A 15,980-nucleotide genomic window follows, 5' to 3' on the forward strand; every position below is an offset into this window, starting at 1 on the left:
GATTGAATAATGCCTGTTTCCACAATTCGACTTGTGACCATTCCTCCATCCCCATTACAGGGACTTCTTCGGTTCGATCACTACTTTTCAGCAGCGGTTCACCCGCTTATTGTTCTTCGCCGGGTTCTTCCTTGCGAAAGCCGCTGCCTTTCCTCGTTCCGGTAATCCTATCTGTGCATCTATACCTTTAGGTTTCCGCTATGAGCCTGCCGGCTGGGATGTGCCTATAACACAACATGGTCGTTCGTAGGGCAAATTTCTACTAAACCACACCGGCTGCGCTTAAACGCACCCATACATTTCTATATGGTCTTCTTATAGACCCGTACATTCGCGGATTCGTCAGTTCGCCTGCCAAGGCGAACATTCTAACCATGGGTATTTTATAGACCCTTGGCCTATAGGCAACACAGTCTGCCTCCAGACCGCTTTCGGCCGCCGTTGGCGGCGGCTACGGTTGCTCTCAGCCGTTGTCATGGGGCTTCGTACACCGGCTTTGCAGCCAATGCACGCCCACCGAGGGCAGGCGTTTCAGGGCGTTACCCCGTCATTCCACCTGTCGAATTACCAGTTATCCAAACAACTGTATTTTGTTGTTTGTCCGCTGACTTCTTACCGCCAGCGAACGAGTCGCACTGACCCAGAAATCGTCCCCGGCCTTGCCCTCGCCCTTGGTATTGGCGATCAGCGTCGTGACCAGCTTCAAAATGTCCTTCTCCGAGTGGATATAGGCAAAGGGGTTATAGTGCATGGACTTCTTGAAGTTGATGGTATTGAGGACCTTGATCCGGTAAGGCTCATAGATGACCTTGCCGCGCTTGTCCTTCATGGGCTTGCCGTCCTTGCCCAGCTTGGGGGTGCCGCGCTGGAGCATCTTGCCGCACTCCACCAGGATGGTGCCTTTCGGGTTTTGTCAATAAGGATAGAGAAAAAAGTAAATTATTTTTATGAGGTTACAACATCGGATTGAATAAGGCGCAGTACCTTGTCGGTAAAGGTTTCCCGGCTGGTCTGGCTGAAATGGAAATAAATATCAAAGGTCGTACCGCCAACGGTCTTTACCATATCGGGTGGCGGTACGTCCGGGGCGGGTGAAGCGTTGCCGCCCGCCATCACGGGCAGGGGGATGGCCTTGCCCTCTCTGCTGGTTCTGTCGCTCCCCTCCGGGGCGGGGATGGTGCTGGTGATCGTCATGCTGGGGTCGTAGGTCATAGGCTCTCCTTTCATCATTCATCAAAGTTAATCCACGTGAGCGCCATTTTGCCGCCCACGTTGGAGTGGGGGAAGGGGAATGTATTAGTCCCCCTTTGAGGACTGTCCACAAGCCCCCTGATTGCAAGGCTTTTCAGCCTCTAAATGTCCACGCCTGCGGCGTTCCCGTTCGCTGGCAGCTTTCTTTCTCCGGCGCACATTGGCGGCGCACTCGTCACAGTATTTGCCCCGATTGGAGCGCGGCACGAACATCGCCCCGCACTCGGCACAGGGCCGCGCCTGTCCTCGGTGGAGCAAGGCGGCACACAACCCCTTGTCTGTTGGCAGGACGGCGGCGCGGAACCATTTACAGACCAGGGAATAGGTGATACTCTGGACGCAGACACAAGGCTCCCAGCCGTCATCAAGAGCAAGACAGTTGCCGCCGTCATAATTGCAGCAGTCATGCACCAGCCGCCGGACGGCTCGGTACTGCTGGTAGGTCAGTCGGGGAATGCCGTTCACCGCTCCACCTCCCGGCGTTTCTGCTGGGTCTGCTCCTGCTGGTGTATGGCAGCATCGGCGTTCCGCTTCACCTGTTGAAGCCGCCGCAAATCGTCTTGGATAGGCTTGTACTGCTCATACTCGGCTGTGTACTCCTGGTGAAGCCTCGCCTGTTCCTGTTCCCACGCATGAACGGGGATTTTACCAGCAGGGGAACGGTGCTTGTCCAGCTTCCGGCGGGCCATGTGGAACGTCCTCAACTCGTTCTCATGCTCCCTCTCGAATTTTTCCCGCTTGCCCTTCCACTTGATACCCTGCAACTCGTCATAGACGGGCTTGGTGTCTCGGTAGAGGTCAACAAGGCGAAGCAGTTCCTTCAATTCGTTCAGACGGTCACGCTTCGCTTTCATGGATGTGTTGATGGCCTCCGTTCGTTCACTCTGGGCGGCGATATGGGTCTCTAAATCTTCCAGCGTAGCGATGCCCCTCTCGGTCAGAAAATTGATGGCCTCGGCAAAACCTTTAAGATTTCCAATCCTGGCGTTGCGGCTCCATGCTCCGGCGTTCCGGCCCTCATAGTAGTCGGTCAGCAGGGCGGCAAGGGTCGGGGCCTGGGGCTTGCTCAATTCTTCTTTTATGGCCTTAATCCAATCCGTCAGGCCGGCGATTTTCTTCCGAATATCCCGCAGAATGTTGTTGGCCTTTTTTATCCAGCGGTTCAGATCGCCCTTGTCGGTGGGGATGCCCTTGGCCTCCATCTGGCGGACGGCCACGCCCTCATGGACGGTGGGCAGCAGGTCAAGGCCCTGACGCTCATAGGAGCGGTGGTCGATGCGGCAGGTCAGCCCCTTTTCCTCAAACTTGGCGTTCACCATAGCGGCCCACGCCTCCCGCCAATGTTCCAGTGTTTCCGGGCTTCCCCAGTCGGTAGTGGGAACAGCGTCAAAGAGGGGCTTGCCGTCCTCTCCCATAATGCGGTTCCCGTCCTCGTCCAGACGGTAGCGGCGGCGCTGCTTGCACCCCCATTTGCCGTCTGGCTCAATGGGCCGGATGGGGCAGAGAACATGAAAGTGCGGGTTAGGAATACCGCCGTCCTCCTTGTCCGGCTGGTGGATGGCAAAGTCGGCAATCATGCCCCGGCCCACAAGCTGCTCCGAAACAAATTGCCTTGCAAGAGCGATGTTTTCCTCCAATGAAAACTCGTTCTGCAAGGCAATGTCAAAGCTATATGCAAGCTGGGCTTTCTTGCCGCGCTCGGCCTTCTCCACGGCGTTCCAGAGGGTGGCGCGGTCTTGGTACTGGTTGGGGGCCTGGGGCGGCAGGAGAATGTCTGTGCAGACCACGCCGCCCTTGTGGGTGTAGTCGCTGACCTCGCCATAGTATTCGCTATACAATTTCTCCCCGGCTCGGTAGGCGGCGGACGTGACAACAGACTGTCCCGCGCTCCGTTTGACCTGGGTAACGTGGAGATGGAACAGGGCCAATTATCCGCTTTCCTGCTGGTCAGTGGCTTGGCTCACCAGGGCGGCAACTTCCGGCAGGGAAAAGACCTTTTCCATCAAAAGAAAAAAGGCCCTTTCGCTCATGCCGCGCACCTCCGGGGCGATACTCTCCACCGCTCCGCCACGGGTGATAAGTCGGTGGTTTCGCTTCTTCCTTTCGCCTTGGGTGTAGTAGCGGATGCGGTTCTCATACCGCTGGCCTCTGTGCTGGTACTGCTCCAACTTAGCGGTGGCCTCAGCATACTCTTTCTCTAATTCTTCGCGTGACTTGTCCATCGTGTTTGACCTCCTTCTTGGCAAAACAAAAGACCGTCTACCTGCTGTGTCGGGTAAACGGTCAAGGGTAACGGTATTCGGTTTTAGCCTCGCTGGAAAGGTGCAGACGCAGAGCGGATGTACCTTTCCAGCGAGGGCGCAGGGATAGCCGCAAAGCGGCGCAAGGGGCGCAGCCCCTTGTACGGAGCGGAGCGACGCAAACGGCCCGGACTTTCGGAAGTCCGGGCCGTAGCCTCGCAGAGCGCACGATACATGGTCGCAGACCATGTATAGAAGTGCGCCCTTTGTTCCAAAGGGATTTTATAAGTCCATCATTGATGGGAGAATTTTGTTGAACATATGGCGCACCTTATCAATCCGGGTGTTTGGGCGGCGTGGCTGAAAAACTGGTTCGCCGCTGGCGATTTGATACCCCTTCAATTCTGTTAAACAAACGCTTCTCCCGTTTGTATAAAAGGTGAGGTCATTGCGGTACTCTTGCACACAGCGGGCAGGGATTTCGCCAGTAAAAATCACCTCGCTGTTTTTAACCTGGGTCGTTTCAATACTCGCGCAATATTTTGGTGCGTCATGATAAGCTCTGGAGAGATATTCCTGCGGCGCATAGAGTGTAAAAGAAAGATATGGTTCCAATAGCTGCGTCCCCGCCTTTTTCAACACCTGCTCCAATACAATAGGTGCCAATGACCGAAAGTCTGCGGGAGTGCTGACCGGACTATAATAAAGCCCATACTCAAAACAGATTTTACAGTCCGTTACCTTCCATCCATACACGCCTTGTTCCAGACCGTAGCGGATACCATCCAATACAGCGTTTTGAAAACTCTGATTCAAGTATCCAACGGAAACTTTGCTCTCATACTGCACTCCGGTGCCAAGGGGGAGAGGGGTGACGGACAGCCCGATGGACGCCCAGAATGGATTGGGCGGCACTTCGATATGAATGGTGTGACTTACCGCTTTCAATGGCCTCTCCATATAGATGACGGTAGGTTCTTTTGCAGTTGTGTTGAGCTGATATTTTTCCACCAGAAGATCAGAGATAATTTCCAATTGTACCCGGCCCAAAAAGGAGAGAATGATCTCATGGGTCACAGCGTCTACTTCATAGCGCAGAAGCGGGTCGGTATCCGCAATTTCTGTCAAGGCGTTTAACAAGCGTTCCCTCTGTTCTGGTTTCTCTGGTGCAATTGTTGTCCGCAGCAAAGGGAGAGGATTGTCGCTCCACGTTTCACGGGGCAGCAGCAGTTTGTTTCCCAGCACATCATTCAGCCGCAAACTGTCGCAGGGTACAATGACGATCTCGCCCGCATGGGCAATCTCTGTTCGGACAATCTCACCCTTTGAGGGGATACGCATTTCCGTAATTTTCAGTTTTTCTTTCCCTGCCAAGGCTACGGAATCCCGCAAATGAAGCGTACCGCTATACAACCGCAGATAGGCAAGGCGTTGGCTCTGGTTTGCGTACTCAACTTTGAACACAGTTCCGCACAATTCAGAGCTGTTCTGCCCGGTGGGTGATTGGAATGTATCTGTGACCGCTTCAATGAGTTGTCGGATTCCCAAGTTTACCTTGGCACTGCCATGATAGACCGGAAACAGAGAGACGCTTTGGATTCTCCTGTTTTCCTCCCGCAGAAGTTCTTCTTTGTCCATTGGTTCTCCGGCAATATATTTCTCCAACAATTCATCACAGTCCGCAATCACGGTATCCCAATTCTCCAGCCCCATGTTTTCCATGATGGATATATCCGGGGAAAGCTGCACGTTCTGCTTAATAATCATATTTGCGGAGAGCTTATCTCGGATAGACTGATACACACCTGGCAGGTCAATCCCGTCCTGGTCGATTTTGTTAATAAAGATAACAGTTGGGATTTTCATTACTTGCAGAGCATGAAACAGAATACGGGTCTGCGCCTGAACGCCGTCTTTTGCAGAAACAACCAAAATCGCTCCGTCAAGAATGGCAAGGGAGCGATAGACCTCCGCTAAGAAATCCATATGCCCAGGAGTATCCACAATGTTGACCTTACAATCGTGCCACTGAAAGGAAGTGACCGCCGTTTGAATGGTGATTCCACGCTGCCGCTCTAAAAACATGGTGTCCGTTCTCGTTGTTCCCTGATCCACACTGCCGGGCGCCTCGATTGCTCCGCTGGTATATAACAGGCTCTCCGTCAAGGTCGTCTTACCTGCGTCTACATGAGCAAGAATGCCAATATTGATGATTTTCATATGATTGTCCTCCATACAAGGCCCAGAAGGGCGCAAAAATCCCCAGCGACAAATACTTTTACCGCTGGGGATGATAGGTAGGACACACATGAAAACTGCGGCCAAGGCTGGCCGTTGTCTATCACGATATGAAATGAAAAGGCAAAAGTATTCTTAAATTGGGTACAAAAACCAAGCCCTCTCCTTGAGGACGTTTGTCTTTGTTCCCATTATCAAATTTTATTTAAGAATACCTTGCCGCATATTGATAAACTCCTTTGCTTGGATTTTTATAGTATAGCATATCAAATTCCCAAAAGCAACCCTGTTAAGATAAATTTTTTCTGTCACTGCACCTCCATATCTCTCTCGTGTATACGCCATACGCAACTCTTTTCAAAAAAGAAGTGGACGCGCTGGCAAAGCTGTGGTAGAATGAAACGAAAGAAGGTGAGGATGGTGGAGCTCAAAACGACAATCGCCCAGGGACTGCACGTCACAGATGACAGCGCGGGTTATGATGCCGCCTGTAAGCGTGTCCTGTCTGAAAAGGCAATCCTGGCGCGGATTATGAAGTCCTGCCTGGAAGAATACAAGGATTGCGATGTCAATGATATTGCCGAGAAGTACATTGAGGGCCAACCCCAGGTGTCCGCCGTCCCGGTGCTGCCGGACGAGGGTGGCACAGTCATCAGCGGCATGGACACCGAGGACAAATCGGTGCGCGAGGGGACAGTCACCTATGACATTCGCTTCCGCGCCATCGTTCCCGACTCCGAGGAACAAATTGCCCTCATCATCAACGTGGAGGCCCAGAACGATTTTTACCCCGGCTATCCGCTGATAAAGCGTGGCATATACTACTGTTGCCGCATGATTTCTTCCCAGTACGGCAGGGAGTTCACTGGCTCCCATTATGAGAAAATCAAGAAGGTCTACTCCATCTGGATTTGCATGAAACCGCCGCAGTATCGAGAGAACACCATTACCCGGTATCGGCTGGTGGAAGAATATCTGGTCGGCGAGGGCAAAGAACCCATCAGGAATTATGATTTGCTGTCCATCATCATGCGGTGCCTTGGCGGGCCGGATGGGTCAAATTATGACGGCGTATTGCGGATGCTGGATGTGCTTCTCTCCAACGAAACCAGCGAGGCGGAAAAGCGGAAAATTTTGCAGGACGATTACGACATTCAAATGACGCAGACAATGGAAAGGGAGGTGTCGGTCATGTGTAATTTGAGCAAGGGCGTTGAGGAAAAAGGCGTTGCTAAAGGTATCTTGTCCTCTATCAAAAACCTCATGGAAACGATGGGGCTGACCATTGAACAGGCTATGGCGGCGCTGAAAGTCCCGGAGGGCGAACGTCAGAAATATATGGATTTGCTGGAACGGCAGTAATGACAAAAACGCCACGGACTATCGTTGTCCCTGGCGTTTTCTGTATCTACGTTAGCTGACTTGAGCAGCTTCGGCTTCTGCCTGTTTCTTCCTGTGGTAGTTCTCCCGCCTCGCGGCAAGCATACGTTCATACCGGGCCTGGGCTTCGGGATCTCCGGCGGCAGCGTCCGCATACATTTTCTGACGGGACTTCTTTACCGCTTCTGACTGTTGCGCTCTCTGCTGCGCCAACTCTGCCGCCGCTACCGGGTCGGTTTCGGCGCGGGCTTTCAAATCCTGCAAAGCCGCCTTTTTCCGATTGCGATGGGCTTCCAGCCGTTCCGCTTCTTCTAGGGTGAGAGGCAAACCTGCCTCGGCACATCTGGCAAGTTCTTTCAACGTCCGCTGTTGGGGCTTCGGGGGCTGTGCGGACTTCTGCCTGTCACGCCACGCTTTGTGCTGCTCGGCTTTCTTCTGGCGGTGCGCCGCAAGCCGCTCCGCTTCCTCCGGGGTGAGATCGGCTCCATCCAGCTTGGCGAGTTCCTTCAGTGAGCGTTTGCGAGGCTTCTCTGGCTGACTGGCCTTTTTCTTGTCGCGTTGCTTCTGCTGATAGGCCCGATTGCGCTCTAACCGCCGTTCTTCCTCCGCCTGTTCCTCCGGGGTCAACAGGCCCGCCCGCTTCCTCGCGGTAAACTCCCGGCGCTCCTGCTTGTACCTCTCATACCGAACCTGGGCAAGCACCTGGGAGCGTTCCTCTTTCTCTGCCTGTTCCTCCTGCTGGCGGCGTTCTTCCTCCTGCTCCATCGGGGTCACAATGTCGGCGGGAACCTCAAACGCGCCAATGAAATTGAAATAGAAATCTAACCGCTGACGGCGCTGCTTTCCCCGTCCGTTGCCCTCATGGACAACGATTTTCTCGATAAACTCATTGAGAATGGGCGTAGTCAGTTCCGAAAAATCGGTGTACCGCTTGGCAAGGTCGATAAACTCCGTCATTCTCACCCGGTCGGCGTTCCAGTTGTCCAGCAAGCCCTGCCACTCCGTCATGGAGGCTTCCAGCGCGGCCTGTTCCTCGTCATACTCGGCAAGGAGACGGCTGAAATGCTTATCCGGCAGCTTGCCCGTGGCGTTGGCCTCGTACAGCTTCTTCACCAGTCCGTCCAGTTCGGCGTGGCGCTTCTTCGCCTGGACAATCTGTTTCCGGCAATCCTTGACTGCTTCCTCCTGGCGCAGACTGGATGCCTTTCGAACCCGCTGAACAAACTCCTGCTCGTTGTTGCGGACATACCAGCTTATCCGCTGGATGGCGGAGAGGATCGCCGCTTCCAGCTTTTGCGTGGCAACATAGTGAATGGTGCAATCCTCCATAGGTGCCCGGTATCTGGAACAGGTGAAAGCATCGTCAATGTACTTGCCTTGGACAAGACTGTTGTGGTGGGTCAGCTTTGCGCCGCAGTCGGCACAGTAGAGCAGTCCGGTTAAACGGTTAGGGGCATTACTCCGCTTGGGTGTCCGGCGCTTGGTTTCCCGCAAACGCTGAACATTGTGCCACGTTTCTTCGTCAATGATGGCGGGGACGGCTCCCTCAAATACAAATTGTTCCTCTGGCATTGTCCTGCGGGTGCTTTTAGTCTTGTAGTTCTCACAGACAGTCTTGCCCAGCACCTTGCGCCCCAGGTACTCCGGCCTTTTAAGAATATAACCCAGGGTGGTGGCAGACCATGCGTAGGGGTCGCGGTAGCTGTTGGCTCGAACAGGACAGCCGATACGCTTCCAGTGTTCGGAAGGGATGGGGATTTGCTCGGCCCGCAGCGTTCGGGCGATGCCGTTGACGCTCTGACCGTCCATGACCATCTGAAAGATGCGGCGCACAACGGCGGCAGCTTCCTCGTCGATCACCCACTCGCCCTTTTCTTCTTTTGAGGCGAGATAGCCATAGGGGACGGCCCCCGAACAGCGCAGGCCCTTTTCCATTCTGGACTTGAAAACGGTCTTGATTTTGCGGCTGGTGTCAGCAACGTACCACTCATTTATCACATCCCGGAAGATGGACATAATATCAAATCCATTGGCGGTGTCCAGGTTGTCATTGGCGGCGATAAAGCGGACGTTGTACTCGTCAAAGGTGCGTTTGAGCAAGCCGACCTCCACCACGTCACGGCCTATTCTGCTCTGGTCTTTGACAATGACGGTAGCCACATTTCCGGCCCGTATCTCGTCCACCATAGCGTCCAGGCCGGGCCGCTTGAAGGTCGTTCCCCGCACCCCGTCATCGGTGAAGTGGCGGACATTAGTGAAGCCATTTTTTCGGGCGTAGTCCTCCAGGATGCGCTTTTGATTTTCTACGGACACGCTCTCGTCAGACCGCCCATCGTCGTGAGATAACCTTTCGTACAATGCTGTGATTTTACCCTTTTGCTCCTGCTTCCTCATGTGTGTAACCTCCTGTTTTGTATTTTCACGACCTTTCTATCCTTATTATAGTGACCCTTTGGGGTCTGTGACCACATAGGACGAGTGCATCTGCATCAGGTTCGGCTTGAGCCAGAACCGGGTCTTACCGGAGCCGGAGCCGCCGATTACCAGAACATTTTTGTTTCTGGCGGTCTTGGGGTCCTTGGGGCGGCTGTTCATGGTCAGGCTCTCGGTTTTGGTCAGAATCACATTGTTCTGAAACACCGGGTCTATGTAGGGAGCGATGTCCTCATGGGTCCCCCATCGTGCGGACCCGTACTCCATGCCGTGTCGGTACTTCTTGGCGTTCTTGCTCTTGAGATAGACTGCAAGCCGCAGGCCAGTGCCGCAGCACAGCCCCACCAGCAGGTCCAGAGGGTGTAGGCTGGGCCACCAGCTGGCCAGCGCCACCGGCAGCGTGGAGAAGAACGAGAGCATTTTTGCCGAAGCGTCCGCACCCACGGCCATACGCCATCCTTCACCGAAGTTGGTAGCGAACAGTCCCATCAGGAGATAGGGCATATTCAGCAAAAGGAGCTTTTTGATGTCAAGCTGCTTTTTCATCGTTCCAGCTCCCTCCGCTTGTTCCGATCCAGGACGGCGTGCTTCACCAGCTCTTTGAACTGGTTCAATTTTTCCAGCACGGACGGTCGCTCGGATTTCGCCGTCTTTCTGACTTTTTTGTAGGTGTACTCGGTAAAGGCAGCGGTCAGGGCATCCGCATCACGGCCCTTGAAAAAGATCAGGTACTTGGGCGGGGAGCTGCTGCGGTCTTTCTTCACCGCATAGTCCACACCGTATTTCCGGGCGATCTTCTCAAACTCCTTGATGGATGGGTCGGTAATCTCGATGTTGGAAACGCCCTGGTTCTGGCCGATCAGCTGCTTTACTGTCTGCTTGCCGTGGGGAATCACGGGGGCATCCCGGCTTTTCTGCTTTTGTAGCTTCTTTTCCTTGCGGTGGGCAAGGTACTTAGTGATGGCGGCTTTCAGCAACCGCCCGGTGAACTTTGTTCCGCTGACTACCAGCGTCAAAGTCCTGTTTTCCACTTCCTCCTGCATTTTTCTCGCCTCCTTTCCACGGATTTTGCAGGGGTGGCGCTTGATACTAAGGCGGGACCACCAGCCGCCGCAGCAGGTATTTCAGCATGGCAGGCTCCTTTCAGCGCAGCTGGTCAGAGCGGTCATAGTACAGGTGGCCCTGGCGCACCTTGGCATGGCTGAGAATCTTGATGTGGCCCTTTTCCTGATTCTCCAGGCTTTTCTGGTATCCGGCCTCCGTCAGAAACAGGCGGGTCCGTTCGCCTTTCCAGCCAACCGGGGAATCGTGGGTCAGCACATCGAAGATAATCATGTGTCGGGTATCCTCGGCAAACCGCTCCAAATCCATGTACTCATGGCCGTGATAGTTCTGCGCCCCGGCCTTGAGGCGCATTTCCTCCATCAGCTGGCCCATGGTTTTCCTCTCCGACATTGAAAAGCCTCCTTTCGCTTGCTCTTACACAACCATCAGAATCAAATCCCGCAGCTCGGCAAAATACAGCTTGCCCTGGGGCGTCACCAGCGTATAAGAGCCAAAGTGTCCATGATTGTAGTAATCCTTCACACAGAACAGACCGGCGTTGGAGGGCTTCGCATAAGGCAGGACATTCCCGGATGCCGTGCGGTAAACAAACCGCTGTTCCAGCAGAAACCGGACAAACCGGCGTTCCGGCACAACCAGCTCTTTGGCGGTGGTGCGGAGATTGGTGCTGTGATTGAGGTCGATGAACAGGTCATAAAAGGCGGCCTTGCTTTCCAGCAGGGCCTTTTCCTCACGCAGCGCCGCATTTTCTTCCCGCTCAGCCAGCAGTTCGGAACAGAGCTTCAGCAGCGCCTCCGGGGAGGTAGCAACTTCCCACAGCTTTTCCTTGGTCATATAGGCCCCGTGCTTGCGGATGGTGGGCAGTACCTCAGACGTGACCCACCGGCGGAACTGCTTTGCTTTGGGGAGCTTGCTAGACAGCACCAGGGAGTAGAGGCCGCTCTCGTTGATGAGCGTGATGGCGGTTCCGTTGACGGTGAACGAATCGTTCACCGTCCGATCTTCTGCATCCACATGGTCCCGAATCGCTTTCTGCGGATTGGTGTACTCCAGCGCCAGGGATACGTCCTTGCCCACCAGCCAGGGTTCGCCATCAATCTCTACGGCGCGGATGGCTCCAAACTCCGGGTTCTTAAAAATTTCCATCTGCTTCATGTTGTTCCTCCTTTGGCATGAGAAAAGGCGGCCCTTACCAGCCGCCTGCGTACATATCGTGGTTAACTTGTGCGGTGTAGTGGTTACTGATGGTGGTGGGCGCATTGAACAGCACCGCAAGCAGATACTGTTTCATGTTGCGGATTTCGGTGGTATTGTTCCGCAGGCACTCCATGACAAACTCGATGTGGGAGCAATCCAGCTTCAAAAAACGGGAGCGGACTACCTCATGGGGGAAGTCGCTGCCAGCGATCCGGGTGGTTTTCCGCTTGGCGCAGACGGTCTCCACCATCAGCTCCACAATCTCGTCCAGGTCCTCCCGGTAGGTGGTAAACTCCCGGCACAGGTGGTCATACTCGATGTTCTCCAAAATCAAATCCCGATAACTTTCCATCTCTGTGAGCGACATCGCATCCCTTCCTTTCCGTTCCGGCAGCTGTGCTGCCGCTGGCTCCCGGAAGGGAATGGAATCGGTACTTGATCCATGAGTAATTGATTTTTGGGTATTTGATTTCTCTATATTTAATTCTGCGGGCTTTTCCGTATCCGGTTTATCCAGATACGGGTTTTCCGTATCTGGTGAAGCCGTATCTGGTACATCCGTATCCGGCCCAGGCGTTTCCGGCTGCCGGGGCTGGGGCTGTTCATAAATGACATACTCGGTATCGCTGATCCGGCCCTGCCGGTCCCGCAGCTGGTGGCGCACGATGTAACCGGCGGTTTCCAGCTCCCGCAGCGCATTACCGATGGCGTCCACGCCCTCCTTGCAGATTTTCGCAAGGCCACGGGTGGTATAGTTCCAGTCATCCGGCAGGGACAGCATCATGGAAAGCAGTCCCTTGGCCTTCAGCGACAATTCATGGTTCCGCAGGTGATGATTGCTCATTACCGTATAGTCGCGGGTTCTTTCAATCCGAAAGACCGCCATTGACTTCACTCCTTTCTGCTCTCAGGGCATGAAAAAAGCCACAATCCTATAAAAAGAATTGTGGCAGTCACACTTTTTCATATTTTCTTGCGTGGAACCAATACGGCGGCCTTTGCGATTTCGGCTTAGAAAATGGTCCCGGTTCCTGAGAAAACGGGAGGGTCTGCAAAACCCGGTCAATGTCAGTGGATGCCATGTCATATTGGGACTGGCAGTTTTCCCAGATAGCATCCTTGATGCTCTGGACAGTACACATATTCATTCCTTTCCTTTCGTGGTAGTGGCAGGTTTACGGGTGGCGGCGGCGCTTGTCCGGCTTGAAGTCGAGGACATGGCCCTCGATCACGCGGGCATACCGCTTGATTTTGATTTCCCGGCGCTTCCGGCTTACGAGGGCGGCCTGATACCCGTCCTCCGTGAGAAACAGCCGCATTTCATCGCCGGGGCTGCCGTAGGAGCAGGGACGCAGGATGGAAAACTCGATCATCCAGCGGGTGTTGTCCTGAAAACGCTCCACGGCCAAAATGTTGTGTCCTTTCAGCTCACGGGCTGAAATATCCCTCATAGGCGGCTCCTTTCATCGTTCCTGGTCTCTCTGGCGCTTCTTCTGCCACCCCTCCAGCAGCTTGATGATGGTCTCCTGCATCCGCTGGGGCGTATAGCTCTTGGGAAAATACTTCCGCAGGATGTCGGCAGAAAGGGTCACTTTGTCGAGATCGCTTTTCTTTTCCTCGCCCATGATGACGCGCATCATATCGAGGGTCAGATGCCCCTCCTGGCTGTATTTCTTGAGCCGCTGGGCTTGGGAAAGAGAGGGGGTGGCCTGTTCGCTGTCCATCGCGTCCAGCAAGTCCCGCTGTTCCTCTTTTTTGAGGAAAGACAGCTCATAGGCCGGGTTGAGAGCAATTTTCTTTTCATCGACCATATCCAGCAGTTCGGGGATCAGCTCTGTCAGGCGGATATAGCGGAAAATCTGATTTTTACTCTGGCCGACCTGTTCAGCCAAAAGCTCACTGGACTTCTTTCCAGCAGACTTGTTCCCAACTTGGGAACAAGTTAAATCCATGCGCTCACCTTGGTGCTTCATAGCCTCCAGCTTCATCTTATAGGCAAAAGCTCTCTCGCTGGGGAGCAGGCTTTCTCGCTGCAAGTTGCTGTCCACCATGATGATGGTGGCGGCATCATCGTCCAGGTCTCGGACAATGACCGGCATGGTTTCTTTCTCGGCCAGCTCACTGGCCCGGTGCCGCCTGTGACCGGCAACCAGCTCATAGCCGCCCTCCGGGTCCGGGCGGGCAATCGCCGGAACCAGAACACCGTACTGCCGAACACTGTCGGCGGTCTCCATCATGGCCTCGTCATCCTTGACTTTGAAGGGATGGTTCTTGAAAGGATGCAGCTCAGACAGCGGGATTTCCCGTACTTTTTCCAGCTTGGCATCCTGGCGGCTTTCTTCGGTGGAAAACAAGTCATCGTATGGAGCCAGCTCTACTTTTTTCGCGCTGCTTTTCAAGTTTTATCACCTCCTGGGTCAGATTTTTGTACCCCTCGGCTACCTTGCCATTGGGGTCATGGGCAAAAATGCTCTTGCCCTCGGCGCTGATTTCCTTTGCCCGGACAGAATGGGGAATCTCGCTTTTGAAAACCGTGATTTTGCTGCCGTAGGTCTCCCGCAACAGAGCGGCGATCTCCTTGGCAAAGTTGGTGCGGTTGTCTACCATCGTCAGCAATATGCCGTCGATCTGGAGCTTGGGGTTGATCTGCCGCTTCACCTTGTTTACGGTCTGGAGCAACTGTTCCAGGCCCTTGGCGGGCAGGTACTCCGCCTGGACGGGGATTATGACCCTGTTGGCGGCGGCCAGGGCGTTGACCGTGAGCATACCCAGGGAGGGCTGACAGTCAATCAGGATATGGGAATACTGTCCCTTGAGCGTGTCCAGATACTGCCGCAGAATAGTCTCTCGGCTCATGGCGTTCACCAGGGAGACCTCCATGCCGGAGAGCTGGATGTCGGCGGGCATCAGGTCAACGCCTTCCGGGTGGTGCAGGATACCCTCACCGGGACGCAGCGGCTCGTCCATCAGGATACGGCCCATCGCGTCGGACAGGGTAAAGGGCAGCTTGTCCGGCTGGGGATGGCCCAGGCTGATAGTCAGGCTGCCTTGCGGGTCCCCGTCGATCAGCAGCACTTTCTTTCCGGCCTGTGCCAGCCCGATCCCCAAGTTCGCGCAGGTGGTTGTCTTGCCAACGCCGCCTTTCTGGTTGGCGATGGCGATAATTTGCGTGTTCATGTTTTGCGTCACCTCCTCAAAATTGGATAAAAAATAGGCGCTCATTTCTGAACGCCTACATTAGCCAAGCACAGTCTAAACCTGCGCTTTCAGTTGATCTTTGTATTCCGCATAGTGGTCGCTGAGAACATAGTCAATGACCCAGGCTTTGGGAATTAGATAGGTAGAACGGATGTAATAGTGCTTAACGCGATTCTCGCGCATGAGCTTTCTTGCAGTCCCGTCACCGATACCACCCAGCATATTTCTGAACTGCGATAGCGTCACCACATCGGGATACTTGTTAAAAAGTTGCTCATAGTATTTTCGGGTTTTCATTGTATCAGCTCCAATTTATGTATTGTCAACAACGGATGAAGCTGTTACAATTCCTATTAGTGTGTATGTCCCCTGTACGAGTTTGCAGGAGGTATATCCTGCTTACATCCCTCCAACATCCCTCCAGCGCCTCAAATTGGGTATCTGGTTGCCGATAATTGAGGAGGGGACGAATTGCTTGTACTTTTGGTGCTTTGCGTCGAAAATGCTGATTTTATAAGGCTTTTTCGTGTTTTTGATGTTTTGGAAAGTGACGGAAAAGACCGTTTTATTCCGGTTCAGGCCATCAGGTTCCGAATGGCTTGAATAACTCAAAATCCACCGCTGGCGACAGCGTACCGGTTCGAGTCCGGTCACCGGCACCACGTGGTCGCAAAGTTCGCTTTGCGACCACGTTTTTTTATACCCATGGCGAAAAAAACTCATCCGCCCGCTCCCTTGCTCCTCCTTTCCAAATCACAACCGCTAATGCTGGGTTGTGATTTGGTTTTGGGTGCGAGCCTGGAAGCTGCGGCATCTATACTGTTGCAATATTTCGCGTCGGAGCAAAGTCTGCTTTGCTCCGGCGTTTTTATGCCTGCAACAAAAAGCGTCAGCGCTGATGCACTCACTTGCTCTTCGTGCCAATCCCAATTTCTCAGCCTAAATATAATTGTGATATTCGCCTTTTCTTACCAGGCT

At 53.9% G+C, this 15,980-nt stretch carries 16 protein-coding genes and 2 pseudogenes; 1 reads left to right on the plus strand and 17 read right to left on the minus strand.

Annotated elements, in window-relative coordinates; all coding sequences use genetic code 11:
* Positions 1-631 precede the first annotated feature (631 nt).
* From ACEVJL_RS11985 to tet, 6 genes and pseudogenes are all read right to left on the minus strand, one after another.
* Positions 632-910, minus strand: a pseudogene (locus ACEVJL_RS11985) (VirD4-like conjugal transfer protein, CD1115 family); the annotation flags it as partial.
* Between the two features lie 35 nt (positions 911-945).
* Positions 946-1,212 carry a transposon-encoded TnpW family protein gene (locus ACEVJL_RS11990; protein WP_374738004.1) on the minus strand — a complete coding sequence of 89 codons (267 nt, stop codon included), beginning with the start codon at positions 1,210-1,212 and terminating at the stop codon, positions 946-948.
* Positions 1,213-1,296: 84 nt separating this feature from the next.
* The gene (locus ACEVJL_RS11995) at positions 1,297-1,716 is read right to left on the minus strand and encodes a cysteine-rich VLP domain-containing protein (protein WP_021631987.1); all 420 of its coding nucleotides are present in this window, start codon (positions 1,714-1,716) and stop codon (positions 1,297-1,299) included.
* A complete protein-coding gene (gene mobQ, locus ACEVJL_RS12000) occupies positions 1,713-3,179 on the minus strand; it encodes a MobQ family relaxase (protein WP_021631986.1) in 1,467 nt (488 codons plus the stop codon). The genes ACEVJL_RS11995 and mobQ overlap by 4 nt, the downstream gene beginning before the upstream one ends.
* Entirely contained in the window at positions 3,180-3,473 is a 294-nt protein-coding gene (locus ACEVJL_RS12005) for a DUF3847 domain-containing protein (RefSeq protein ID WP_021631985.1), read from the minus strand. It lies immediately after the preceding gene.
* A gap of 300 nt (positions 3,474-3,773) precedes the next feature.
* Positions 3,774-5,711, minus strand: a complete 1,938-nt coding sequence (gene tet, locus ACEVJL_RS12010; protein WP_035300359.1) for a TetM/TetW/TetO/TetS family tetracycline resistance ribosomal protection protein — start codon at positions 5,709-5,711, stop codon at positions 3,774-3,776.
* 435 nt (positions 5,712-6,146) lie between these two features.
* Here tet and ACEVJL_RS12015 point away from each other — a divergent pair, with 435 nt between their 5' ends.
* Positions 6,147-7,091: a hypothetical protein gene (locus ACEVJL_RS12015; RefSeq protein ID WP_374738005.1), complete on the plus strand. Its 945-nt coding sequence runs from the start codon at positions 6,147-6,149 to the stop codon at positions 7,089-7,091.
* A gap of 51 nt (positions 7,092-7,142) precedes the next feature.
* On the opposite strand, the gene ACEVJL_RS12020 is transcribed toward ACEVJL_RS12015, so the two are convergent.
* From ACEVJL_RS12020 to ACEVJL_RS12075, 11 genes and pseudogenes are all read right to left on the minus strand, one after another.
* Positions 7,143-9,503 (minus strand): recombinase family protein, encoded by a 2,361-nt coding sequence (locus ACEVJL_RS12020; protein WP_021631982.1) that lies wholly within the window; start codon positions 9,501-9,503, stop codon positions 7,143-7,145.
* 48 nt (positions 9,504-9,551) lie between these two features.
* Positions 9,552-10,088 (minus strand): annotated as a pseudogene (locus ACEVJL_RS12025) (type IV secretory system conjugative DNA transfer family protein); the annotation flags it as partial.
* Positions 10,085-10,585, minus strand: a complete 501-nt coding sequence (locus ACEVJL_RS12030; RefSeq protein ID WP_374738006.1) for a PcfB family protein — start codon at positions 10,583-10,585, stop codon at positions 10,085-10,087. The gene ACEVJL_RS12030 and the pseudogene ACEVJL_RS12025, both read right to left, overlap by 4 nt.
* 100 nt (positions 10,586-10,685) lie before the next feature.
* A complete protein-coding gene (locus tag ACEVJL_RS12035) occupies positions 10,686-10,997 on the minus strand; it encodes a DUF5720 family protein (RefSeq protein ID WP_374738007.1) in 312 nt (103 codons plus the stop codon).
* A 24-nt stretch (positions 10,998-11,021) separates the two neighbouring features.
* Positions 11,022-11,762, minus strand: a complete 741-nt coding sequence (locus ACEVJL_RS12040) for a BRO family protein (protein ID WP_374738008.1) — start codon at positions 11,760-11,762, stop codon at positions 11,022-11,024.
* A 34-nt stretch (positions 11,763-11,796) separates the two neighbouring features.
* Complete coding sequence (locus ACEVJL_RS12045; protein WP_374738009.1) at positions 11,797-12,690, minus strand: DUF6017 domain-containing protein; 894 nt, start codon at positions 12,688-12,690, stop codon at positions 11,797-11,799.
* A 289-nt stretch (positions 12,691-12,979) separates the two neighbouring features.
* On the minus strand, positions 12,980-13,255 hold the full coding sequence (locus tag ACEVJL_RS12055) for a DUF5720 family protein (protein WP_033121838.1): 276 nt from the start codon (positions 13,253-13,255) through the stop codon (positions 12,980-12,982).
* A 12-nt stretch (positions 13,256-13,267) separates the two neighbouring features.
* Positions 13,268-14,203 carry a ParB/RepB/Spo0J family partition protein gene (locus tag ACEVJL_RS12060; protein ID WP_169319137.1) on the minus strand — a complete coding sequence of 312 codons (936 nt, stop codon included), beginning with the start codon at positions 14,201-14,203 and terminating at the stop codon, positions 13,268-13,270.
* Entirely contained in the window at positions 14,160-14,981 is an 822-nt protein-coding gene (locus ACEVJL_RS12065; protein WP_374738011.1) for a ParA family protein, read from the minus strand. Before ACEVJL_RS12065 ends, ACEVJL_RS12060 begins: the two co-directional genes overlap by 44 nt.
* A 75-nt stretch (positions 14,982-15,056) precedes the next feature.
* Positions 15,057-15,299 (minus strand): hypothetical protein, encoded by a 243-nt coding sequence (locus ACEVJL_RS12070; RefSeq protein ID WP_006571759.1) that lies wholly within the window; start codon positions 15,297-15,299, stop codon positions 15,057-15,059.
* Positions 15,300-15,401: 102 nt separating this feature from the next.
* The gene (locus ACEVJL_RS12075) at positions 15,402-15,725 is read right to left on the minus strand and encodes a hypothetical protein (protein WP_374738012.1); all 324 of its coding nucleotides are present in this window, start codon (positions 15,723-15,725) and stop codon (positions 15,402-15,404) included.
* Between the last annotated feature and the right edge of the window lie 255 nt (positions 15,726-15,980).

It is taken from the genome of Flintibacter porci, assembly GCF_041925195.1.
GTDB lineage: Bacteria > Bacillota > Clostridia > Oscillospirales > Oscillospiraceae > Lawsonibacter > Lawsonibacter porci.